At 74.0% G+C, this 21757-nt stretch carries 24 protein-coding genes; 19 read left to right on the top strand and 5 right to left on the bottom strand.

Translation table 11 applies throughout. The annotated features are described in order from the left end of the window. Positions 1-26 precede the first annotated feature (26 nt). A complete protein-coding gene (locus tag J2S44_RS09000; RefSeq protein WP_374727820.1) occupies positions 27-323 on the top strand; it encodes a DUF167 domain-containing protein in 297 nt (98 codons plus the stop codon). Continuing rightward, positions 320-1861, top strand: coding sequence for a potassium/proton antiporter (locus tag J2S44_RS08995; RefSeq protein WP_310410646.1), 1542 nt, complete (start codon positions 320-322; stop codon positions 1859-1861). Before J2S44_RS09000 ends, J2S44_RS08995 begins: the two co-directional genes overlap by 4 nt. A gap of 48 nt (positions 1862-1909) precedes the next feature. On the opposite strand, the gene J2S44_RS08990 is transcribed toward J2S44_RS08995, so the two are convergent. Then, positions 1910-3019: a hypothetical protein gene (locus J2S44_RS08990; RefSeq protein ID WP_310410644.1), complete on the bottom strand. Its 1110-nt coding sequence runs from the start codon at positions 3017-3019 to the stop codon at positions 1910-1912. Here J2S44_RS08990 and J2S44_RS08985 point away from each other — a divergent pair. From J2S44_RS08985 to J2S44_RS08960, 6 genes are all read left to right on the top strand, one after another. Then, complete coding sequence (locus J2S44_RS08985; protein WP_310410643.1) at positions 3018-3440, top strand: TraR/DksA family transcriptional regulator; 423 nt, start codon at positions 3018-3020, stop codon at positions 3438-3440. The two genes, J2S44_RS08990 and J2S44_RS08985, sit on opposite strands and share 2 nt — an antisense overlap. Before the next feature lie 28 nt (positions 3441-3468). Further along, complete coding sequence (lspA, locus tag J2S44_RS08980) at positions 3469-4083, top strand: signal peptidase II (protein ID WP_445343957.1); 615 nt, start codon at positions 3469-3471, stop codon at positions 4081-4083. Next, positions 4080-5021 (top strand): RluA family pseudouridine synthase, encoded by a 942-nt coding sequence (locus J2S44_RS08975; protein ID WP_310410641.1) that lies wholly within the window; start codon positions 4080-4082, stop codon positions 5019-5021. Before lspA ends, J2S44_RS08975 begins: the two co-directional genes overlap by 4 nt. Continuing rightward, entirely contained in the window at positions 5018-5863 is an 846-nt protein-coding gene (locus J2S44_RS08970) for a hypothetical protein (protein ID WP_310410639.1), read from the top strand. The genes J2S44_RS08975 and J2S44_RS08970 overlap by 4 nt, the downstream gene beginning before the upstream one ends. Before the next feature lie 249 nt (positions 5864-6112). Continuing rightward, positions 6113-7885 carry a MinD/ParA family ATP-binding protein gene (locus tag J2S44_RS08965; RefSeq protein WP_310410638.1) on the top strand — a complete coding sequence of 591 codons (1773 nt, stop codon included), beginning with the start codon at positions 6113-6115 and terminating at the stop codon, positions 7883-7885. 47 nt (positions 7886-7932) lie between these two features. Then, on the top strand, positions 7933-9132 hold the full coding sequence (locus tag J2S44_RS08960; RefSeq protein WP_310410636.1) for a DUF2567 domain-containing protein: 1200 nt from the start codon (positions 7933-7935) through the stop codon (positions 9130-9132). Between the two features lie 194 nt (positions 9133-9326). Here J2S44_RS08960 and J2S44_RS08955 read toward each other — a convergent pair whose 3' ends face one another. Beyond that, on the bottom strand, positions 9327-10028 hold the full coding sequence (locus tag J2S44_RS08955) for an LON peptidase substrate-binding domain-containing protein (RefSeq protein ID WP_310410634.1): 702 nt from the start codon (positions 10026-10028) through the stop codon (positions 9327-9329). Positions 10029-10204: 176 nt separating this feature from the next. Between J2S44_RS08955 and hisD the strand changes: the two genes are divergently transcribed. The 8 genes from hisD (at position 10205) to J2S44_RS08915 (ending at position 15718) form a co-directional block, all read left to right on the top strand. Then, the gene (gene hisD, locus J2S44_RS08950) at positions 10205-11530 is read left to right on the top strand and encodes a histidinol dehydrogenase (RefSeq protein ID WP_310410632.1); all 1326 of its coding nucleotides are present in this window, start codon (positions 10205-10207) and stop codon (positions 11528-11530) included. Next, positions 11527-12594 carry a histidinol-phosphate transaminase gene (locus J2S44_RS08945; RefSeq protein ID WP_310410630.1) on the top strand — a complete coding sequence of 356 codons (1068 nt, stop codon included), beginning with the start codon at positions 11527-11529 and terminating at the stop codon, positions 12592-12594. Before hisD ends, J2S44_RS08945 begins: the two co-directional genes overlap by 4 nt. Beyond that, positions 12591-13202, top strand: coding sequence for an imidazoleglycerol-phosphate dehydratase HisB (hisB, locus tag J2S44_RS08940; RefSeq protein ID WP_033346090.1), 612 nt, complete (start codon positions 12591-12593; stop codon positions 13200-13202). The genes J2S44_RS08945 and hisB overlap by 4 nt, the downstream gene beginning before the upstream one ends. Then, positions 13199-13354: a CG2302 family histidine operon protein gene (locus J2S44_RS08935; RefSeq protein WP_310410628.1), complete on the top strand. Its 156-nt coding sequence runs from the start codon at positions 13199-13201 to the stop codon at positions 13352-13354. The genes hisB and J2S44_RS08935 overlap by 4 nt, the downstream gene beginning before the upstream one ends. 9 nt (positions 13355-13363) lie before the next feature. Further along, the gene (gene hisH, locus J2S44_RS08930) at positions 13364-13981 is read left to right on the top strand and encodes an imidazole glycerol phosphate synthase subunit HisH (RefSeq protein ID WP_310410626.1); all 618 of its coding nucleotides are present in this window, start codon (positions 13364-13366) and stop codon (positions 13979-13981) included. After that, on the top strand, positions 13978-14307 hold the full coding sequence (locus J2S44_RS08925; RefSeq protein ID WP_310410624.1) for a hypothetical protein: 330 nt from the start codon (positions 13978-13980) through the stop codon (positions 14305-14307). The genes hisH and J2S44_RS08925 overlap by 4 nt, the downstream gene beginning before the upstream one ends. A gap of 13 nt (positions 14308-14320) precedes the next feature. Beyond that, complete coding sequence (gene priA, locus J2S44_RS08920) at positions 14321-15046, top strand: bifunctional 1-(5-phosphoribosyl)-5-((5-phosphoribosylamino)methylideneamino)imidazole-4-carboxamide isomerase/phosphoribosylanthranilate isomerase PriA (protein ID WP_310410621.1); 726 nt, start codon at positions 14321-14323, stop codon at positions 15044-15046. Between the two features lie 138 nt (positions 15047-15184). Then, a complete protein-coding gene (locus J2S44_RS08915) occupies positions 15185-15718 on the top strand; it encodes a DoxX family membrane protein (protein ID WP_310410620.1) in 534 nt (177 codons plus the stop codon). A 156-nt stretch (positions 15719-15874) separates the two neighbouring features. On the opposite strand, the gene J2S44_RS08910 is transcribed toward J2S44_RS08915, so the two are convergent. Together J2S44_RS08910 and J2S44_RS08905 are read right to left on the bottom strand one after the other, a co-directional pair. Continuing rightward, the gene (locus J2S44_RS08910; RefSeq protein ID WP_310410618.1) at positions 15875-16207 is read right to left on the bottom strand and encodes a hypothetical protein; all 333 of its coding nucleotides are present in this window, start codon (positions 16205-16207) and stop codon (positions 15875-15877) included. Beyond that, positions 16207-17949, bottom strand: a complete 1743-nt coding sequence (locus J2S44_RS08905; RefSeq protein WP_310410617.1) for an AbeC-like domain-containing protein — start codon at positions 17947-17949, stop codon at positions 16207-16209. The genes J2S44_RS08910 and J2S44_RS08905 overlap by 1 nt, the downstream gene beginning before the upstream one ends. Before the next feature lie 307 nt (positions 17950-18256). Here J2S44_RS08905 and J2S44_RS08900 point away from each other — a divergent pair, with 307 nt between their 5' ends. Further along, on the top strand, positions 18257-19051 hold the full coding sequence (locus J2S44_RS08900; RefSeq protein ID WP_310410615.1) for a hypothetical protein: 795 nt from the start codon (positions 18257-18259) through the stop codon (positions 19049-19051). A gap of 66 nt (positions 19052-19117) precedes the next feature. Here J2S44_RS08900 and J2S44_RS08895 read toward each other — a convergent pair whose 3' ends face one another. Beyond that, a complete protein-coding gene (locus tag J2S44_RS08895; protein ID WP_310410613.1) occupies positions 19118-20023 on the bottom strand; it encodes a LysR family transcriptional regulator in 906 nt (301 codons plus the stop codon). 71 nt (positions 20024-20094) lie between these two features. Between J2S44_RS08895 and J2S44_RS08890 the strand changes: the two genes are divergently transcribed. Both J2S44_RS08890 and hisF read left to right on the top strand, forming a co-directional pair. Continuing rightward, complete coding sequence (locus J2S44_RS08890) at positions 20095-20991, top strand: EamA family transporter (protein WP_310410611.1); 897 nt, start codon at positions 20095-20097, stop codon at positions 20989-20991. After that, positions 20988-21743, top strand: a complete 756-nt coding sequence (hisF, locus tag J2S44_RS08885; RefSeq protein ID WP_310410609.1) for an imidazole glycerol phosphate synthase subunit HisF — start codon at positions 20988-20990, stop codon at positions 21741-21743. Before J2S44_RS08890 ends, hisF begins: the two co-directional genes overlap by 4 nt. Positions 21744-21757: the final 14 nt, after the last annotated feature.

The raw sequence follows: 21757 nt of genomic DNA, 5'->3' as shown, positions 1-21757 counted from the left end.
GGTCCCCCGCAGGTCCGTTCGACAGAATGACGGGCATGGACTTTTCCGTGCCCGTCCGGGTGAAGCCCGGTGCATCCCGCGCGCGCGTCGGTGGCCGGCACGACGGACCGCACGGCCCCGCGCTGGTCGTCGCCGTCAACGCGCCGCCGGTCGACGGCCGCGCCACCGAGGCCGCGCGCAAGGCCCTGGCGAGCGCGCTCGGCGTGCGGCCCGCGTCCGTCACGCTGAAGCTCGGCGCCGCCAGCCGCGACAAGGTCTTCCTGGTCGCGGGCGCGCCCGAGGCGCTGTCCGCGGCCGTGACCGAGCTGCGGGACGGCGGGTGAGCGGCGACATAGACCTGGCGCTGCTGCTCGGCGCCGCCGTCGTCCTGATCGCGGTCGCCGCGGTCCGCATCTCCACCCGCTTCGGCTTCCCCAGCCTGCTGATCTACCTCGGCATCGGTCTCCTGATCGGCGAGGACGGGCTCGGCATCCGGTTCGACGACGCGGAGCTGACCCGGGTGCTCGGCTTCTGCGCCCTCATCGTGATCATCGCGGAGGGTGGCCTGACCGCGCGGGTCAGCACGCTGCGCCCGGTACTCGGCCTGGCCGCGCTGCTCTCCACGGCCGGCGTCGCGGTCAGCATCGTCACGGTCGGCGTGGTCGTGCACCTGCTGCTCGGCCTGGACTGGCGGCTCGCGCTGCTCTACGGCGCGGTGCTGTCGTCCACGGACGCGGCCGCGGTCTTCGCCACGCTCCGCCGCCTGCGGCTGCCTCCGCGGCTGGTCGCCACGCTGGAGGCCGAGTCCGGCATGAACGACGCGCCGGTGGTCATCGTCGTGGTCCTGCTCTCCACCACCGGCTTCGGTGCCCATCCCTGGTGGTACGAGCTGCTGGTCGTCGCGTACGAGCTGGTCGCCGGTGCCGTGATCGGCTACGCCGTGGGCGTCTCCGGCCGCTGGCTGCTCCGGCATGCCGCGCTGCCGTCCGCCGGGCTCTACCCGATCGCGGCCGTGGCGCTGACCGTGCTGGCGTACGCGGCCGGTGCGGTCGCGCACGCGTCCGGCTTCCTCGCGGTGTACGTCGCCGGGGTGCTGCTCGGCAACGCGCGGCTGCCGCACCGGGCGGCGATCCTCGGCTTCGCGGACGGCCTGGCCTGGACCGCGCAGATCGGCCTGTTCGTGCTGCTCGGCCTGCTCGCGGCGCCGGACCGGCTGCCCGGCGCGATCGACGAGGCGCTGGTCGCCGGCCTCGCGCTGGTGCTGCTGGCGCGGCCGCTGTCGGTGGTGGTGTCCGCGCTGCCGTACACGCTGCTGCGGCCGCTGCGCCGGCGGATCCGGCTGGGCTGGCGCGAGCAGACGTTCCTGTCCTGGGCCGGGCTGCGCGGCGCGGTGCCGATCGTGCTGGCCACGATCCCGCTCTCCGAGTCCGTACCCGGTGCGCGGCGGCTCTTCGACGTGGTCTTCGTGCTCGTGGTGATCTTCACGCTGGTCCAGGGCGGGACGCTGGCGCCGCTGGCCCGCCGCCTCGGCGTGGTGGCCGGCGCGGAGCCGACCGAACTGTCGGTGGAGACCGCGCCGCTGGACCGGATGGGTGCGGACCTGCTGACGCTGGCGATCCCGGCCGGGTCGCGGCTCAGCGGCGTGCACGTGGACGAGTTGCGGCTGCCGGTCGGCGCGTCGGTGACGCTCGTGGTGCGCGACGGCTCCGGGTTCGTGCCGGCGCCGGACACCCGGCTGCGGTCCGGCGACAGCCTGCTCATCGTGGCGACCGCGGAGGTCCGCGAGGTCGCGGAGCGGCGGCTGCGCGCGGTGAGCCGGCGCGGCCGGCTGGCGCGCTGGTTCAACGAGTACGGCGCGGACGGCGGTGCTCCGGACCGGTGATGCAGACGCTAGTCGATCTCACGAGGCCTCTGTCGGAATTGCGATAAATTACCCGGACAGATGTGGTGAAAACGGTTCACCACGGTGCGCCCTGTTGTCGGATTCGCTTACGGTCCGTATTCTTGCGAACCTCCGGAGTGCACGGCGACCGCCGTGTGCCCGTTTTTTGCACGTGGGGGGCGCCATGGTCAGGCGGGCGGACATGGCTAAGAAAGTTACTACTGGCGACCAGGCGGCCACTGGCCGTAAGGTGTCGGGACGGGCCGGCACGGCCGCGACCATGGCGACGACGGCGACGGCCGCCAAGCCGGGGAATCGTGGACGTGCCGGCGTCGCGGCGAAACCGGCCGGACCCGCCACGACGGGATCGGTCAGCTCGCCGAACCGCGGGCCGGCACGTGGCCGGACCGAGGCGAAGCCGGGCAGCCCGGCGGCGCGGAAGAACAGCACAGCGAGGACGGCGACCGGCGCACCCGGCGGGAATCCCGGGGCGGACACGGCGGCCACCGGGACGTCCCGGGCCGGAAAGGCGGCCCGGTCCACCGGCGCGGTGTCGACCGGCACGGGCAGGGGAGCGGCGAAGGCGGCACCGGCCAAGGCCGGCCGAGCCAAGGTTGAGTCGACCAAGGCCGAGTCGACCGGGGGCGGATCGGCCCGGACCGTGTCGGCCAAGGCCGCATCGGCCAAGGCCACGCCGGCCGGGACCGCGCCGGTCAAGACCGCATCGGCCCGGACCGTGTCGGCCAAGGCTGCACCGGCCAAGGCTGCACGGGCCAAGGCTGCACCGGCCAAGGCCGGGCCGGCCGGGACCGCGGCGGCCAAGGTTGCATCGGCCGGGACCGCGGCGGCCGAGGCCATGCCGGTGAAGGTCGCGCCGGGGAAGGCCGCGGCCGAGGTTGCGCCGGTGAAGACCGCGCCGGCCGGGAAGCGCGCGATCACAGCATCTGGTGAAAAAACGGCGAAAGCCACCAAAACGGTACGGGCGGACGCCGGGAAAGCCACGAAGACCACCTCGGGGAGGAGTGCCGCCCCGACCGGGAGCACGGAGACGAACCGGGCCAGGCCGGCCGCCACCCGGGCGGCACGGACCGACACGACGCGGGCAGACACAGCACCGCCGACCGCCGCGACGAGCGCGGCCGAGGGAGCGACGACCATGGCGAAGGCAGCCGAGACCAGCACACCGGCGCGCAAGACCGCGCCCGCGAAGAGCGCTCGCAGCGCGGCGGAGACCGAGAAGATCCGGGCCGCCCTCGCGGGCCGCCGGGACGAACTGCGCCACGAGTACGATCAGACCCTGATCGAGATCGCCGGCCTGCAGCGCGAGAGGCTGGGGGACTCGGCGGGCGACGACCAGGCGGACACCGGCACCAAGACGTTCGAACGCGAGCAGGAGATCACGCTCGCGAACAACCTCCTGGAGCGGATCAACCAGGTCGAGCGTGCGCTGGAGCGGCTGGACGAAGGACACTACGGGTGGTGCGAGCGGTGCGGGAACCCGATTCCCGTCGAGCGGCTGGCCGCGTTCCCGTCCGCCACCCGGTGTGTGAAGTGCAAGCAACTGGAGGAGCGGCGCTGACTTCCGCGCCGCCGGGGAGGACGGACCGGTGACGGTGGAGGCGCAGCAGCCGCCCGCAGAAGCTGGGGCGAGCAGGCCCCGCAGTGTCCGGCGGGCGGTCACCGTCCTCGGTGCGGTCGCGTCGGTGATGGTCGCGGCCGACTTCGCGACCAAGGAGATCGCGCTCGCGACGCTGAACTACCGCGACGACGTGACGGTGATCCCGGGCGTGCTCTACTGGAGCCTGATCCGGAACAGCGGGGCCGCGTTCAGCCTCGGCGAGAACTACACCTGGATCTTCCCGATCGTCGCGATCGTGGTGGCCGGCTGGATCGGCTGGATGGCCCGCACGCTGCGGTCGATCCCGTGGGCGATCTCGCTCGGCCTGGTGCTGGGCGGCGCGGTCGGCAACCTGATCGACCGCGTCTTCCGCGAGCCGTCCCCGTTCCAGGGCCACGTGGTGGACTTCGTCAGCGTGTTCCAGCCGGGTGGCGGCGCGTTCCCGATCTTCAACTGGGCGGACAGCTCGCTCAGCATCGGCGTGGTGCTGGCGGTGCTGCTGGAGCTGACCGGACGGCAGCGCGACGGCTCCCGGATATCCTCGGACGGCGGCAAGAAGCCCGCCCCCGGCAGCAGTGACGAGAAGGACAACCCGAGCGCGTGACGCAACCCCCCGGTGACACCCGATCCCTCCCCGTACCCGACGGCCTCGACGGCCTGCGTCTCGACGCCGCCGTCTCCCGCCTGTTCGGGCTCTCCCGCACCGCGGCGGCCGCGATCGTCGAGGCCGGCGACGCCTACGTCGACGGCACCCGGCGCGGCAAATCAGACAAGGTCTCCGGCGGCTCCTGGCTGGAGGTGACGCTGCCCGCACCGGCCGCGCCGCCCACCGTGGTCGCGGAGACCGTGGACGGCCTGCGGGTCGTGCACTCCGACGACGACATCGTGGTGGTCGACAAGCCGGTCGGCGTCGCGGCCCACCCGAGCCCGGGCTGGACCGGCCCGACCGTGATCGGCGGCCTCGCCGGTCTCGGCCACACCATCGCGACCAGCGGCGCCGCCGAGCGTCAGGGGGTCGTGCACCGGCTCGACGTGGGCACCACCGGGCTGATGGTGGTGGCGAAGAGCGAGCACGCCTACACGGTGCTCAAGCGCGCGTTCAAGGAGCGCGAGGTGGAGAAGCGCTACCACGCGATCGTGCAGGGACACCTCGACCCGCTGCGCGGCACGATCGACGCGCCGATCGACCGGCACCCGTCCTCGGACTGGAGGTGGGCCGTGATGACCGGCGGCAAGCCGAGCATCACGCACTACGACACGCTCGAGGCGTTCCGGTCGGCCAGCCTGGTCGACATCCGGCTGGAGACCGGGCGCACCCACCAGATCCGGGTGCACATGTCCGCGATGCGGCACCCGTGCGTGGGCGACCTCACCTACGGCGCCGACCCGACGCTCGCGCAGCGGGCCGGCCTGCACCGGCAGTGGCTGCACGCGCGCGAGCTGAGCTTCACGCACCCGGGCACGTACGAGGAGGTGCGGTTCGTCAGCCCCTACCCGGACGATCTGCAGCACGCCCTCGACGTGCTGCGCGCGGCGAGTTGACCGGACTGCTGCGGCGGCTCGACGAGCGGCTCCTCCCGCCGCTCGGCCGGGGCCTCGCGCGGGCCGGCCGTACCCCCGGGCGGTTGCGGTTCCTGACCGCCGCGGCCGTGGCCGCCTCCGTCGCGGTGCTGCTGACCGTGGTCTGGGCCGCGGACCGGCCACCGCCGTCCGGCGACGACACCGTGGGTGACGTGGTGCGCGTCGGCGTGGCCGAGGGCGGTTCGATCCCCGGGTACGCGGACGCGTCCGCCGCCGAGCTGGCCGCGCTGGACGGCGGTGCCAGCACGTTCGCGCTGGTCACGTTCACCGAATACCTCGCGCCGGACCGGCTGGCGGCCGCGCTCGACGGCCGCGCCACCGCCGTGGTGGTGGGCCGGGTGCCGCTGCCCGGGACCCAGACGGAGATCGTCCGGATCGCGGTGCAGCGGCTGCCGGCCGACCTGATCGGTGGCATGGGCGTGATCGCGGAGCGCAAGGACCGGGAGGCCGAGGACTATCGCCGGCTGAGCGCGAAGCTGACCGGTGACTCCGCGCCGGAGACGGAGTTGCGCACCGTGTACGACAGCGGCGCCACGGTGGCGGCGGCGGAGGCGACCGCGTACCGCGAGGCGTGTTCGTGTCTCTACGCGGCCGTGATTCGGGCCACGCCGGCGGAGCTGACCGCGGTCGCGGAACGGCCCGAGGTCCGGGTCGTCGATCCGGCCCCCGAGCTGTCCCGCCTCGACCGGGCCGTGCTCCTGCCGCCGCTGCCGGAACAGGACGACGTGGTCACACCGCCTGTGGACGGGCTCACAGAATCCATGGCTCCGGTCGGCACACCCGTGACGCCGGGCGGCCGATAGGGGAGAATGGCAGCATCCCGGCGCGGCCCCACGCGTTGAACCATCCGGCAGCGCGGCAGCCCCGTACCGACGGTCAGGTTCGGCGATCGGGGCGGTGGCCGCACGATCAGGCACGCATCGTTAGGGTCTGCGGAGTCCGGCGGTTTTGGGTAGTTCGCCGGACGATTGGGATGAGGATGCGGGTGTGGCCTGAAGCGGGTTTCCTTCGTAGCCTGTCAGGCAGACCATTGGCGCTGGGAGGATGCATCCGTGGAGGGCACCGAGACCGACTGGGGTCGGGCGCAGGAACCGCCGCCGCGATGGCGCGCGCTTCTTGACCGTGCCCTGCTCGGTGGCCGGACCGGGGAGCATGCCCAGGTGAACGCGGACCGGGCGGGCCGCGGCGAACCCGGCTACCCGGCGAACGGACATAACGGTCATACCGGTGCGAACGGCTATCCGGAGGCGAACGGCTACCCCGAGGGCGGAAACCGGTACGAGGCGGAGCCGCGCCGCGGCTACTTCGAGCCCGGCGCGCCCGGTGGCAACCCGTTCGACGCTCCGGTGCCGCCGCCGGACAGCCCGCTCCCGCGCCGCCCGCAGCGCACCCCCGCGTCCCCGTCCTACGGCGCTGCCGTGAACGGGCGCCAGCAGGAGCCGGTGCAGCCACCACCGGCGCAGCAGCCACCGGCGCGGCCCGCACCGGACGGTCCCGGCGTCGCGCGCCGCCAGCCGTACCCGCCGTCCGGCGGTGCCTACGGCACGCCGTCCGTGCAGCCGCCGCCGCTCGGGCCGGACGAGAGCGGGTTCGAGTCCCGCTACGCCGCGCTGGACCCGCGCTACTCGCCGGTCCAGCCCGGTCGTTACCCGCCCGGCCCGCCGACGCCCCCGGCAGCCGCTCCGGTGCCCCCACCGGTGCCGCAGGCCGCCGCGCCGGCGCCACCGGTCCCGCAGGCTCCGCCGATGCCGCCCGCGTCCGCTCCGGCCCCCTCGGCCGGTGGCTACGGTGGCGCGCAGCAGCCCTACGCACCCGAGCGCGACTATCCGCAGCCGTCGCGCTACTCGATCCTGTCCCCGCCCGGGTATGTGCCGCCGCCGCTGCCGCCCACGGCCGAGCCACCCGCGCCGCCGGCCCCACCCGCTCCGGCGGTCACCGCGGGCCGGTTCCAGGAGAAGAACGTCGGCTTCCTCGGCGGCGCCGCGCCCGAGCCCGCGGCCCGCTCGGCGACGGACGTGGAGACCGAGCGCGCGATCAGCGTGCTCAAGCGCGACCTCGGCGGCCCGCGGGTGATGGCGTTCGCCAACCCGAAGGGCGGCGTGCACAAGACCACCGCGACCGTGCTCGCCTCGGCCGCGGTCGGCAGCGTGCGCGGCAAGGGCGTGCTCGCCTGGGACGACAACGAGCTGCGCGGCACGCTCGGCCTCCGGGCCGGCAGCGCCCGGCACGCGCGCACGGTCCGGCACCTGATCGCGGAGCTGGCCCAGATCGAGATCGCGCACGGCGCCGAGCTGCTCGACCGGCTCGACGACTTCCTCCGGCACGCCTCCGACGGGTCGTACGACGTGCTCGCCGGCGAGGAGAACCCGCGCTTCGCCCAGCGCCTCGACCAGCACACGGTGCGCCGCGTGCTGGAGCTGCTGCGCCGCACGCACGACGTGATCTGCGTGGACACCGGCAACAACGTGGAGAGCGTGAACTGGCAGACCGTGCTGCAGGCCGCGGACCAGCTGGTGGTCACCACGGTCCCGCGCGAGGACGCCGCGTTCACCGCGGACTGGATGCTCGACCTGCTCGACGACGTCGGCATGGGCGACCTGGTGTCGAACGCGGTGACGCTGATCTCCTGTCCCACGCCGGGCAAGTCGCCGCTGCTCGACGACCTGGAGAAGCACTTCAAGACGCGGACCCGCGCGGTCGCGATCGTGCCGTACGACCCGGCCCTGGAGACCGGTGCGTCCATCGAGTACCACCAGCTCCAGCCGGAGACCCGCAACGCCTGGCTGCGCGCGACGTCGATGATGCTGGAGCCGTTCGCCCGCTGATCCGGGTCCCGGCGGCGAGCCCGTGGCGCGCCTGAGAGGATCGAGGCGTGAGCGCGTCCAGTTGGCAGCCCGGCGTCAGCGGTGTCCCGTCGTCCGAGGATCAGGACCGAGGCGCGGAGCCGGCACCGGTGTCCGCGCCGTCACCGCACCCGCTGCCCGCGCCCCCGCCGGGCGGACCGGAGATGCCGGGCGGACCGGAGATGCCGGGCGGACCGGAGATGCCGGGTGCGCCGGTGCCGCCGGGGCCGCCGCTCGGCCGGGAGATCGTCGCGTCGGTCGTCGCGGCACTGGTCGTCGCGGCGCTCGGCATCCCGCTCGGGCTGCTCTGGGCCGTGCTGGCGCCGGACGTGCCGGTCGTGCAGGGCGAGAACGGGCCGCTGCTCACGTCCGCGCAGCCGGAGCAGTTCGTGGCCGCGGACGGATGGTTCACGTTCCTCGGCATCGCGTTCGGCATCCTGATCACGGTGGCGGCCTGGTTCGTGCTGCGCCGCTACCGGGGCGCGATCGTGCTGGCCGCGGTCACGCTGGGCACGATCGGCGCGGCGCTGCTCGCGTCGTGGGCCGGCAGCAAGATCGGGCTGAGCGAGTACGAGCGGCTCAAGGCGACCGCGGCGATCGGCGAGCGCTTCACCAAGCCGGCCGAGCTGCGGGCCGGCGAGGTGCACCTGTTCCTCGGCTTCCTGCCGGGCATCCGCGGCGACCTCCTGGCCGGCCCGCTGGCCGCCGCCGCCACCTACACGCTGCTGGCCGGCTGGTCGCCCTGGCCCTCGCTCCGCCCCGAGCCCTTCGCCACCGACTCACCGGACGCGCCGGCCGGCCCCGGTCTCGCCACACCGCCGGCCGGCCCCGGTCTCGCCACACCGCCGGCCAGCCCCGGCTTCGCCACACCGCCGGACTTCACGGGACCGCCGGCCGACTCGGCGTTCACCGAATCGCCCGCCGGCGCGGGCGTCAGCGCATCGCCCACCCGCGATCTTGCAGCGCCGCCCACCGACCGGCCGTTCATGGCTTCGCCCGCGGGCCCGGAGGTCACCGCACCACACGCGGGCCCGGAGGTCACGGCGCCGCACGCGGGCGCGGAGGTCACCGTGCCGCACGCGGGCGCGGAAGTCGCCGTGCCGCACGTGGGTCCGGAGGTCACCGTGCCGCCCGCCGGGACCGGCACGCCGCCGGAGTCCACGGGGACCGGCCGAGCGCGGGACGGCGGGGATGACCAGGACCGCGATCGGTCGGCATCCGGCGGGTAGCGGTGTCCGGCGGCGGGGGCGGACCGTCGGTCTGCGTGACCACCCGCCGGCCGGCAGGGAGGCCGCCCGCGGCCGACCGGTGCCCGCGGGAGCACTCGGAACGTGCCCACGCCGGAAGCGGGAACATGGGTGTCGGAATGCGCCTTCGGCGCGGGGTGGCACGGCCGCCGGCGAGTGTCCGCCGCCCGCGCCCCCTAGTTCTGGCTGGACGGGGTGGCGTACTCGGAGAGCGGGACCGGGACCGCGCGGACCGTGCGGAACAGCGCGGCCTCGCGGGTGAGGAGCTTGAGCTCGGCGCGGAGGCGGGCCGCGGTGTCGGTCGCGGCGAGCAGCGCCTGGCGGTCCTCGACCGTGAACGCGCCGGTGGCGGCGACCAGGTGGGAGAGCGTGGTCGGGTCGTCCGGCAGCTGCTCCGGCACGTCCGGCGACTCCGGGCGCATCAGCTGCAGGTACTCCCGGAAGGTGGCGAGCACGCGCGGCGCGAGCAGGTCGGCGACGTCCTCCGCGCCGGACGGCTCGGGCAGCCACTCGACCTGGGCGACCAGGTACGGCGCCGGGTCCGGCATGACCTCGGTGATCCGGAAGCGGCGGCGGCCCACGGTGAGCAGATCGTACTGCCCGTCGGGGAGCTCGGTGACCTGGCGCACCTCGGCGGTGCAGCCGATCTCGTGCAGCGTGACGCGGGCGGCGGCGGAGTCGGGGCCACCCGGACCGGCGGGCAGCACCTCCCAGCCGCTGCGGATCGCGACGACGCCGAACTCGCGCGGCGTCTCCCCGGGGCGGGCGACCAGGTCACGGACCAGCTCGCGATAGCGCTCCTCGAAGATGTGCAGCGGCATCACCAGGCCGGGGAAGAGCACCGTCCCCAACGGGAACACCGGCAACCGCGTCACCACGCCACGAGCGTAGCGGAACCGCCCCGGCCCGTGACCCCCGCGGCCTTCCCGATCGTGCTTATCCATGAGAGCTCACTCAGTCATCGTGGCGCACCGGGGCCGGTTCCGCTGCGTTATCGTCCCGGCAGCCGGACGGCCCCGGCCGGGGCCGGAGCGCGCCGAATAGACTCGCAAGGGTGTTGAACCGGATCGACCTGCGGAGCGCGGCCGACGCCGCGGTGCCGCGTGGCCTGCTGCCCCGTGCCCAGCTCGACGTCTCGGTCGCGACCGAGACCATCCGCCCGCTCGTGGAGGCGGTCCGTGAGCATGGTTTCTCGGCCATCCGCGAGGCGACCGAGCGGTTCGACGGCGTGCGTCTGGAGCGACTGCGGGTGCCGGCCGAGGCGATCGCGGCGTCGCTGTCCGCGCTCGAGCCGGACGTGCGCGCCGCGCTGGAGGAGGCGATCGCCCGCACCCGGAAGGTGCACGCGGACCAGCGCCGGCACGACGTGACCACGCAGGTCTCGCCCGGTGGCACGGTCACCGAGCGCTGGCTGCCGGTGTCCCGCGTGGGCCTCTACGTGCCCGGCGGCCTGGCGATGTACCCGTCGACCGTGGTGATGAACGTGGTGCCCGCGCAGATCGCCGGCGTGGACGCGCTGGTGGTGGCGAGCCCGCCGCAGAAGGAGAACGGCGGCCTGCCGGACGCCCGGGTGCTGGCCGCGTGCGCGCTGCTCGGCGTGGACGAGGTCTACGCGGCCGGCGGCGCGCAGGCGATCGCGATGCTGGGCTACGGCTCGACCGGCGCGGTCGACGGCGACGGCTGCGCGCCGGTGGACGTCATCACCGGCCCCGGCAACATCTGGGTGACCGCGGCGAAGCGGCTGCTGCGCGGCGTCGTCGGCATCGACGCGGAGGCCGGGCCGACCGAGATCGCGATCCTGGCCGACGACACCGCCGACCCGGTGCACGTCGCGGCCGACCTGATCAGCCAGGCCGAGCACGACCCGCTGGCGGCGAGCGTGCTGGTCACGCCGTCCGAGGCGCTCGCCGGCGCGGTCGAGGAGGCGCTCGGCCGGATGGTCGCGGCCACCAAGCACACCGACCGGATCACCACGTCGCTGACCGGCGAGCAGTCCGGCATCGTGCTGGTGCGCGACCTGGAGCAGGGCCTGCGGGTGGTCGACGCGTACGCGGCCGAGCACCTGGAGATCCAGACCCGGGACGCGCGCGCCTGGGCGATGCGGGTGCGCAACGCCGGGGCGATCTTCGTGGGGGCGTTCGCGCCGGTGTCGCTGGGCGACTACTGCGCCGGCTCCAACCACGTGCTGCCGACCGGCGGCTGCGCCCGGCACCAGTCCGGCCTGTCCGTGCAGTCGTTCCTGAAGAACGTGCACATCGTCGAGTACGACGAGCCCGCGCTGCGCGAGGTCGCGGCGCACGTGGTCGCGCTCGCCACGGTCGAGGACCTGCCGGCGCACGGCGAGGCCGTGTCCGCCCGTTTCCCCGGGGGTCTGTCGTGATCGACCTGCCCATCCGCGACGACCTGCGCGGGCTGAGCCCGTACGGCGCGCCGCAGCTCGACGTGCCGGTCCGGCTGAACACGAACGAGAACTCGTACTCGGTGCCGGACGAGGTGGTCGAGGCGATCGGCAAGGCGCTCCAGGCCGAGCTGCGCGACCTCAACCGCTACCCGGACCGGGACGCGGTGGCGCTGCGCACCGCGCTCGCCGACTACCTCGGGCACGGGCTGACCGTCGCGCACGTCTGGGCGGCGAACGGGTCGAACGAGGTGCAGCAGCAGCTGCTGCAGGTGTTCGCGGGGCCGGGGCGGACCGCGCTCGGCTTCACGCCGGCCTACTCGATGCACCCGTTGCTCGCGGTCGGCACCGGCACCCGCTGGGTGGACGGCCGGCGCGACGAGGACTTCGGGCTGGACGCGGCGCACGCGGTCGCGCAGGTTCGTGAGCACGCGCCGGACGTGGTCTTCCTCTGCTCGCCGAACAACCCGACCGGCACCGCGCTGGACCCGGCCGTGATCGCGGCCGTGCTGGACGCCGCGCCGGGCATGGTGGTCGTCGACGAGGCGTACGCGGAGTTCGCCCGCCCCGGCACGCCGAGCGCGCTGGAGGTGCTGCCCGGCCACCCGCGGCTGGTGGTGACGCGCACGATGAGCAAGGCGTTCGGGTTCGCCGGTGGCCGGCTCGGCTACCTGGCCGCGCACCCGGCCGTGGTGGACGCGGTGCAGCTGGTTCGGCTGCCGTACCACCTGTCCGCGCTGACCCAGGCCGCGGCGCGGGCCGCGCTGTCGCACCGGGCCGCGCTGCTGGGCACGGTCGAGGCGATCAAGGCCGAGCGGGACCGGATCGTGTCGGCGTTGCGCGCCGCCGGGCTGGGAGTCGCGGACAGCGACGCCAACTTCGTGCTCTTCCACGTGGGCGGGGACCAGAAGGCCGCCTGGCGCGCGCTGCTCGACCGTGGTGTCCTCGTGCGGGACGTCGGACTGCCCGGCTGGCTGCGCGTCACGGCCGGCACCCCCGACGAGACCGACGCTTTCCTGAACGCGATGAAGGAGCTTGACCGATGAGCCGACGGGCGCGGATCGACCGCACCACCAACGAGACCAAGGTGCGCATCGAGCTGGACCTGGACGGGACCGGTAAGGGCGACATCAGCACCGGCGTGGGCTTCTTCGACCACATGCTGAACCAGATCGCCAAGCACGGCGGCTTCGACCTGACCGTGCACACCGAGGGCGACCTGGAGATCGACGCGCACCACACCATGGAGGACACCGCGCTCGCGCTGGGCACCGCGTTCGCGGAGGCGCTCGGCGACAAGGCGGGCATCCGGCGGTACGGTTCGGCGACCATCCCGATGGACGAGGTGTTGGTCCGGGCCGCGCTCGACCTGTCCGGCCGGCCGTACATGGTGCACGACGAGCCGCTGCTCACGCCGTACATCGGGCCGGTCTACGCGACCAGCATGACGCGGCACATCTGGGAGTCGTTCGCGCAGACCGCGAAGATGACGCTGCACGTCTCCGTGCTGCGCGGCGCGCGGGAGGGCGGCCACCCGGACGCGCACCACGTGGTGGAGGCACAGTTCAAGGCGGTGTCCCGGGCGCTGCGCGAGGCGGTGGAGATCGACCCGAGGAACGCGGGCGCGATCCCGTCCACCAAGGGCACGCTGTGACCGCGATCCTGCTGCTGGCGTTCGCGGGGGTCCTGGCCGGTGGGGCGTTCTCGCTCCACCGGCAGGAGGCGAGCACGTTCTCGATAGTGATCACCGGGCTGCTCGCCGCGCTGGCCGCGGCGGGCGGCATCCTCTGGCTCATCCCGGAATAGGGAGCGATCATGACAAAGCGTGTGGTGATCCTGGATTACGGCTCCGGCAACCTGCGCTCCGCCGAGCGCGCGCTGGAGCGGGCCGGCGCGGACGTGACCGTCACGCCGGACCTGACCGCGGCCGCGGACGCGGACGGCCTGGTGGTCCCGGGCGTCGGCGCGTTCGCCGCGTGCATGGCCGGTGTGGAGGCGATCGACGCCGGCCCGATGATCGCGGAGCGGGTGGCGGCCGGCCGGCCGGTGCTCGGCATCTGCGTCGGCATGCAGATCTTCTTCGAGTACGGCGACGAGCACGGCACCGTCACCAAGGGCCTCGGCCTGCTCCCCGGCGGTGTGACGCGGCTCAGGGCCGGCCGCATCCCGCACATGGGGTGGAACACGGTGACCGCGCCGCCGGAGAGCCGCCTGATGGACGGCATGCCGGACGACGCCCGGTTCTACTTCGTGCACTCCTACGGCGCTTCCGGCCTGGACGCGCTGCAGGACGCCGTGGTGACCACGGCCGCGCACGACGAACCGTTCGCGGCCGTGGTCGAGCACGGCCCGCTCTCGGTCGCGCAGTTCCACCCGGAGAAGTCCGGGGACACCGGCGCTCGACTGCTCCGGAACTGGATCGCGGGGCTGTGAGCAAGGACCGGGCCATCCGGCGGGCCGCCCGGCTGCTGGAGGCGGAGCAGAAGCGCGCCGCCCGCGCGGCCGTGGTGTCCCGCCGGCAGAAACGCAAGGACATCACGGGCAAGCTGGTGCCGAAGCTGCCGGACCGGCGCACCGGCCGGCTGCAGCCGCGGCGCACCGCTGCCCAGCGGGCCGCGATCGTGATGCTCAGCGTGCTCGCCGTGATGCTGACCTGGTACCTGGTGGACGACCTGGTGATGCGCCTGATCATCGTCCTGGTGCTGATCCTCGCTCTACCAGCGCTGATCGTGATCGCGCTGGGCCGAAGAAACTCATGATCAAGGAGAATCCGTGACCCTCGAACTGCTTCCCGCCGTCGACGTCGCCGACGGTCAGGCCGTCCGCCTGGTGCAGGGCGCGGCCGGCAGCGAGACCGCGTACGGCGACCCGCTCGAGGCCGCGCTCGCCTGGCAACTCGACGGCGCCACCTGGATTCACCTGGTCGACCTGGACGCCGCGTTCGGCCGTGGCTCGAACGCGGAGCTGCTGGCCGAGGTCGTCGGCCGGCTCGACGTGAACGTGGAGCTGTCCGGCGGCATCCGCGACGACGAGTCGCTGGAGCGCGCGCTGGCCACCGGCGCGACCCGGGTCAACATCGGCACGGCCGCGCTGGAGAACCCGGAGTGGTGCGACCGGGTCGCCGCCGAGTACGGCGACCGGGTCGCGATCGGCCTGGACGTCCGCGGCCGCACGCTGTCCGCGCGCGGCTGGACCCGGGACGGCGGCGACCTCTACGAGGTGCTCGCCCGCCTGGACAAGGCCGGTGCGGCCCGCTACGTCGTCACCGACATCACCAAGGACGGCACCATGCGCGGCCCGAACCTGGACCTGCTCCGTGAGGTCTGCGCCGCCACGTCCGCGCCGGTGATCGCCAGCGGCGGCGTGTCCACGCTGGACGACCTGCGCGCGCTCGCCACGCTGGAGTCGGTCGGCGTCGAGGGCGTGATCGCCGGGAAGGCGCTCTACGCCGGCGCGTTCACCGTGTCGGAGGCGCTGCGGGTCCTGTTCGAGAGCTGACCCTCGGACCGGTGGTCCCGGGACCATCGGCCCTGCTGCACGTCCCCTCCCGCCAGCGAACATGAATGTGACGACAGAGGATGGGAACACCGAGGGAGTTCCGCCGGTCGTCGGCTGATCCGGGAGGGGATCACAGTGGTGACCGTTGCGCACACCAGGACCGCCGTTGCTTCGAAGACCGTCGCCGACCACGCGCTCGGCGAGGTCACCTGGGCCGTCACCCGCGTCGGACTGGGTTTCGTCTTCTTCTGGGCGTTCCTCGACAAGCTGTTCGGCCTCGGCCGGTCGACGCCGAGCGAGAAGGCGTGGCTGAACGGCGGGCAGCCGACCAAGGGCTTCCTGGCCGGTGTCGAGGGACCGTTCGCCGGTGTCTTCAACGCGATGTCCGGCAACGTGCTGCTCGACTGGCTGTTCATGGCCGGCCTGGCCGGTATCGGTGTCGCGCTGATCCTCGGCATCGGGATGCGGATCGCCGCGGTCTCCGGCGTGCTGATGATGGTGCTGATGTGGGCCGCCAGCCTGCCGATCGCGACGAACCCGTTCCTCGACGACCACCTGATCTACGCGCTGGTCATCGCGGGACTCGCGGCCACCGGCGCCGGCCTCCGCTACAGCCTGGCCGCCACCTGGGCCGCGCTCCCGGTGGTCGCCAAGGCCCCCTGGCTCAAGTGACGCCACCGATCGACGGCCCCGGAGAGCGGTAGCTCTCCGGGGCCGTCGCATGGCGTACCGGCTCTTTTCCCGCTTCCGGCTCGGGACCGGGGCGGCGGCGGGTCCCGCGGGCACCGATCGTCGCCGGCGCTCCCGCACGGTTCGTCGCGGCCGGGTTCAGGACGCCAGGGCGGCGCGCAGCTTCGCGGTGGCGTCGACGAACGCGCCGGCCGCGGTGACCCGGTCCAGCAGCCGGTGGGCCGCGGCCATCGCGGCCTCCGTGTCCGGCGGATCGGCCTGGGTCGCGGCCGCGATCGCGTTCACGTCGCGCAGCGCCGCGTCCGGGTCGGGCAGCGCCTCCGGGACCGTGTCGATCGCGATGTGCAGCCGGCGGGCCGCGGACAGCACCGGCGCGAGCGGGTCCGGCCGGCGCTCGCCGACGATCGCCCGCGCGTGATCACCGGCCGCGGCCGCGCCGTGGTTGTCGCCGTGGATGTGCACGCCGCCCATCAGTCGTCCGCCCCCTTCTTCGCCCCGTCACCGTCGTGCCGCACGGCCTGCGACTCCGCGCCCGCGGCCGCCGCACCGTAGTTGTCGCCGTTGATGAAGACGCTGCTGTTGTTGTAGACGTTCATCCGCCGCTCGTACTCGGACGTGTCGATCCCGGCGTCGCGCAGGTAGCCGATCACCGCCTCGCTGATCCGGCGCTCGATCAGCTTCGTGTACTTCTCCGCGTCCAGCCGCTGCAGGTAGGTGACCGGCCGGGCCGCGGACGTCGCCTGCCGCAGGTCGAACCGTGCGCCGAAGTCGCCCAGGTCCTCCTCGGTCACCTCGGTCTCCGCCCGGCGCATCGCGCGCGCCAGCACGGCCATCCGGTACAGCGTCACCGCCATCCGGAACGGTGCCAGCGCCAGGTTCTCGCCGACGTCGCGCAGGCTCTCCAGCACCGCCCGCCCACCGACGGCGCCGCCGGCCGGGTAGCCGTCGATCCGGCGGTAGCGGCGGCCCAGCGGTCCCAGCACGGTCGAGACCGTCTCCACGTAGAGCATGCCGCCCTCCACCGCGATGTGCGTGAACGTGGAGACCGCGATGCTGTGGTGCTCGCCCGGGATCAGCATGCGCCCGTCCGCGGAGTGCACCGGCGTCACGTTCGCGCCGACCGTGGCCCGCAGGAAGTGCCGCACGCTGGCCTGCGGGTGCCGGATCACCGACTCCATCGCGGCCGGCGTCGCGTGCGAGTACGGCACCAGCGCGCCCGTGTCGACCAGCGGCCAGCCCTCGCCGCCGACGCCCGCGGAGACGATCTGGTCGCGCAGCGTCAGCCCGGACATCTGCTCCGCCTCGCGCAGGTCACCGGCGCGCAGCGCGGCCAGCCGCCGTTTGACGTACCGGTTCAGCTCGACCGGGTCCACCGCGACCGGCCGGTCACCGTCCCCGTCCGGCTTCAGCTCCATCGCCATCGACCAGGCACGCAGCACGCCACCCGCGCCGAGGAACGGGTTGTCGCCGGAGTGCAGCAGGATGTTGCCGCGCTGGGCCAGCGACAGCCGCGCGATCCGGTCCTCCACCCGCGGGCTGGGCACGACCGCGCCCCGGTCCGCGTGGCCCGGGCTCAGCTCGACCGTGAGCGCGCGCAGGATCGTGTGCCGCACCGCGATCGTGACGATCAGGACCGCAACACCGATCAACAGCGTCATCAGGTACGGCGAGCGCGTGCCCCCCTGGTCCGTGGCCGGGTACTCGGCCGGCGTGGCCGGGTACCCGGTCGGTGCCCCGCCGGGGCCGTAGAGCAGCGAGCCGGCCAGCCCGTAGAGCAGCGGCAGCGCGACCAGGCCGGCCAGCACCAGCTGCCAGGCCTTCGGGCGCCAGCCGCCGATCCACCGCGCGGCACCGGTCAGCAGCAGGCCGAAGCAGACCAGGCCGAGCGCCGGGCCGGGCGCGATGACGAACGCGAGCAGCAGGATCGCGCAGACCGCGGCGTGCTGCGTGAGCCACAGCCGGCGCGCCCGGAACGCGTGCCGCAGCACCGGTTCCACGTCGTAGTCGACGGCCGGGGAAATAGCGCGATGACGATCCCGGAGCAATTCCGTGATCACCCGGTCCGCGAATCCCGGAACGGTGTAGACCGCGCCGCTCAGGCATCGGGTGATCGCGGACAGCGGGCCCCGGCGAAGCGCCGTTTCCGGCTCGCCGTGATGGAACCGCGCGGCCGGTGCCGGGGCCGTGACGGGGCTGGCTTCCTCGACGTACATAAGCTCCCACCAGTGCCGACAGTGGTTTATGGACCCCGACGGTACGGACTCGGCAGTCGATGTGACATGGGCTTTTCGTCTTGCCGGGGTGTTCCTTCGGACTGAGTGGACCGGCGTCCGGTGCGCGTCGTCACCGGTCCGGGTCCACCCGTTACCGGGTCCGGTGAATTGTCCGATAACGCGTTGCCCGACGACCCGGGGACGCTATTCAATGCGTTGGCGAATGGTCGAGGAATGCGCGCGTCTGCGGAGGCAATTGATGATCGAATGGCGATGCCCCGAATGCGGTACGGCGAATGACGCGTCCGTGCCGCGCTGTCTGGTCTGCGACGGCACCGCGCCCGCGCTCCCGCCCTCGACCCCGGCGCGGGTGGGCCGGCCGGCCGCGTCGGCGTTCGTCCCCGGCGGACGCCGCCGGGCCCCGGCACCGGCCGGGCGGGGGCGGGTGGCCGCGATCGCGCTGGTGGTGCTGGCCGGGCTGCTCGGCGCGGGCTACCTGCTGGTCGACACCGGCGCGGAGCCGGCCGCCGGGACGACCGCGGTCTTCACCGAGCCCTCCGTCGCGCCGGAGCAGTTCTACCTGCCGCAGCAGTCGTACCAGCCGGAGTTGTCCGACCTGCCGGAACCGTCCGCGGTGGCGGAGCCGTCCGCCGCCGCGGAGCCGGTGCCGTTCGACGAAGGACTGCCGGAGCCGGCGCCCGGCAGGATCGGTCTCGTCTCGATCGCGCCCGCGGCCGCCGGCGACGCCCGGGTGGTCGAGATCGCCACGCTGTTCGACACGTACTTCACCGGCATCAACGCGCACGACCCCACGGTCGCCACCCGGGTCTTCGCCGCCGGCGGTGTGGTCGACCCGCACGACGCGGCCCAGGTCGCGACGTTCAACGCGGACACCGCCACCACCCAGGACGTCGACGTGCGGCTGCTGGCCGTGGCCGGCGACGTCGCGACCGTCTCGTTCACCAGCAGCCAGGCGCCCGGCTTCGGACCGCCGGAGCGCCCCGGCGAGACCTGCACGAACTGGCGCCTCGACTTCCGGCTGACCAGCGACCCGCTGATCATCGGCACCGCCCCCGGCGCGGTCTCCAGCCCGTGCGCCTGACCCCGGACCCGCGGCGCTCCCGCGCCCGGCGGCCGGCTTCGCGGTGCGGCGGCTCCGCGCGCCGGATCATGCCGGGGTGCGGGCCGTGTACGCGGTCCAGGCCTCGCGGAGCGCGGTGATCACCGCGCCGATCGCGGGCCGGGCCGAGGAGGCCTCGCGCCAGGCCAGCACCACGCGGCGGGTCGGCGGCGGGGTCACCGGCACCACGCGTACGCCGGACGGCAGCGTGGTGCGGGCCAGACGCGGGACGACGGCGATGCCGAGGCCCGCGGCGACCAGCGTCAGCTGCGTCTCGAACTCGCCGACCAGGAAGTCCGGGCGGACGCCGGGCAGCACGCGGAGCAGCCACTGGTGGCAGATCGCGCCGGCCGGTGCGGAGATCCACCGCTCGTCGCGGGTCTGCGCCAGCCGTACCCGTGAGTGGCCGGCCAGCCGGTGCCCGCTCGGCACGATCAGGTCCGCGACGTCCAGGCCCAGCTCCAGGTGGGCGACGCCGGGCGGGTAGTGGAGCGCGACCTCCGGCCAGTCGTCCAGCACGCACAGGTCGACGTGACCGCGCTGGAGCGCGTCCAGCCCTTCGTGCGGGTTGCCCTCGACGATGCCGGTGGCGAGGCCGGGGTGGTCGGCGGCGAGCCGGTGCAGCGCGTGCGGGAGCAGCGCGCGGGCCGCGGTGGCGAACGACGCCACGGTCAGCCGGCCGGTGACGGTGTCGCGGTGGGCGGCGAGCGCGGCCTCGGCCTCGTCGACCGCGGACAGCACGGACTCGGCGTGCCGGGCCAGCACCTGGCCGGCCTCGGTGAGCCGGACGCCGCGGCCGTCCCGCTCCACGAGTGTGGTGCCGGTCTCCCGCTCCAGCTTGCCGATCTGCTGGGAGACCGCGGACGGCGTGCAGCGCAGCGCGGAGCTCGCGGCCAGCACGGTGCCGTAGCTGGCCAGGGCGTGCAGCGCGCGCAGGCGACCCAGGTCGATCATGTAGCGACGGTACATCCTGGGTGCAGCACAATTCGCTGTTGCTGAACGGTCCGGCGCCGGAGGATCACCGCATGAGACCTCGCGACATCGCGCTGGCCGTGGCCGTGGCCGCGGTCTGGGGCGTCAACTTCGTCGTCATCGCGGTCGGCCTGGACCACTTCCCGCCGCTGCTGTTCTCCGCGCTGCGGTTCGGGCTCGCGGCCGTACCCGCGCTGTTCTTCGTGGGTCGTCCGGGGGTGCCGTGGCGGTGGGTGATCGCGGTCGCGCTGACGCTCGCGGTCACCAAGTTCTCGCTGCTGTTCTTCGGCATCGAGGCGGGCATGCCGGCCGGGCTGTCCTCGCTGGTGCTGCAGAGCCAGGCCGTCTTCACCACGCTGTTCGCGGTGCTGCTGCTGCGCGAGCGCCCGCGCGGCGTGCAGCTGGCCGGGCTGGCGGTCGCGGCGGCCGGGCTCGCGGTGGTGGCCGCCCGGCTCGGCCCGGACCGGCCGCCGGCCGCGTTCGCGCTGGTCATCGGCGCGGCCGTGACGTGGGGCCTGTCGAACGTGGCGACCCGCAAGGCGTCACCGCCGGACAGCCTGCGGTTCATGGTCTGGGTGAGCGCGCTCGGCGCGGTGCCGCTGTTCGCGCTGTCGCTGATCGTGGACGGCCCGGCGGCGGACCTCGCGGCGCTCCGGGGCGCGGACCTGCCGGCGATCGGCGCGGTGCTGTTCATCGCGTTCGTCGCCACGCTCGGCGGGTTCGGCGCGTGGGGCTCGCTGATCAAGCGGTACGGCGCGTCCACGGTCGCACCGTTCTCGATGCTGGTGCCGTTCTTCGGCATGGGGTCGGCCGCGCTCTTCCTCGGCGAACCGGTGCACGCGGCGGACGTGCTCGGCGGGGCGCTGGTGATCGGGGGCGTGCTGCTGCCGTTCCTGGTCAAACCTCGGGCGACGACGGTCACCGCGGCCCCGATAGGCTCGTCGGCATGACTGTGGCGGTACGCGTGATCCCGTGTCTGGACGTGGACGCGGGGCGGGTGGTCAAGGGCGTCAACTTCGCCGACCTGCGGGACGCCGGCGACCCGGTCGAGCTGGCCGCGGCCTACGACGCGGCCGGTGCGGACGAGCTGACGTTCCTGGACGTGACGGCCAGCTCCGACGACCGCGGCACGATGCTGGACGTGGTCCGGCGTACCGCCGAGTCGGTCTTCATCCCGCTGACCGTCGGCGGCGGCGTGCGCTCCGTGGCGAACGTGGACACGCTGCTGCGCGCCGGCGCGGACAAGGTCGGCGTGAACACGGCCGCGATCGCCCGCCCGGAGCTGATCTCGGAGATCGCCCACCGCTTCGGCAACCAGGTGCTCGTGCTGTCGCTGGACGTGCGCCGCAACCCGGAGCTCGGCTTCGAGGTGACCACGCACGGCGGCCGCCGCGGCACCGGGCTGGACGCGGTCGAGTGGGCCCGCCGCGTGGCCGAGCTGGGCGCCGGCGAGATCCTGCTGAACTCGATGGACGCGGACGGCACCAAGGCCGGCTTCGACCTGGAGCTGATCGGCCGGGTCCGCGAGGTGGTCGACATCCCGGTGATCGCCAGCGGCGGCGCCGGTGCGGTGGCGCACTTCCCGCCCGCGGTCGAGGCCGGCGCGGACGCGGTGCTCGCCGCCAGTGTGTTCCACTTCGGTGAGCTCACCATCCCGCAGGTCAAGACGGCCCTCCGCGAGGCCGGGAACCCGGTTCGGTAGCCGCGACCGCGACC

Origin of the sequence: Catenuloplanes niger (assembly GCF_031458255.1) — a bacterium.
Taxonomy (GTDB): Bacteria; Actinomycetota; Actinomycetes; order Mycobacteriales; family Micromonosporaceae; genus Catenuloplanes; species Catenuloplanes niger.
Note: the sequence above shows the minus strand (reverse complement) of the source record. Positions and strands in the feature narration are given on the sequence as shown.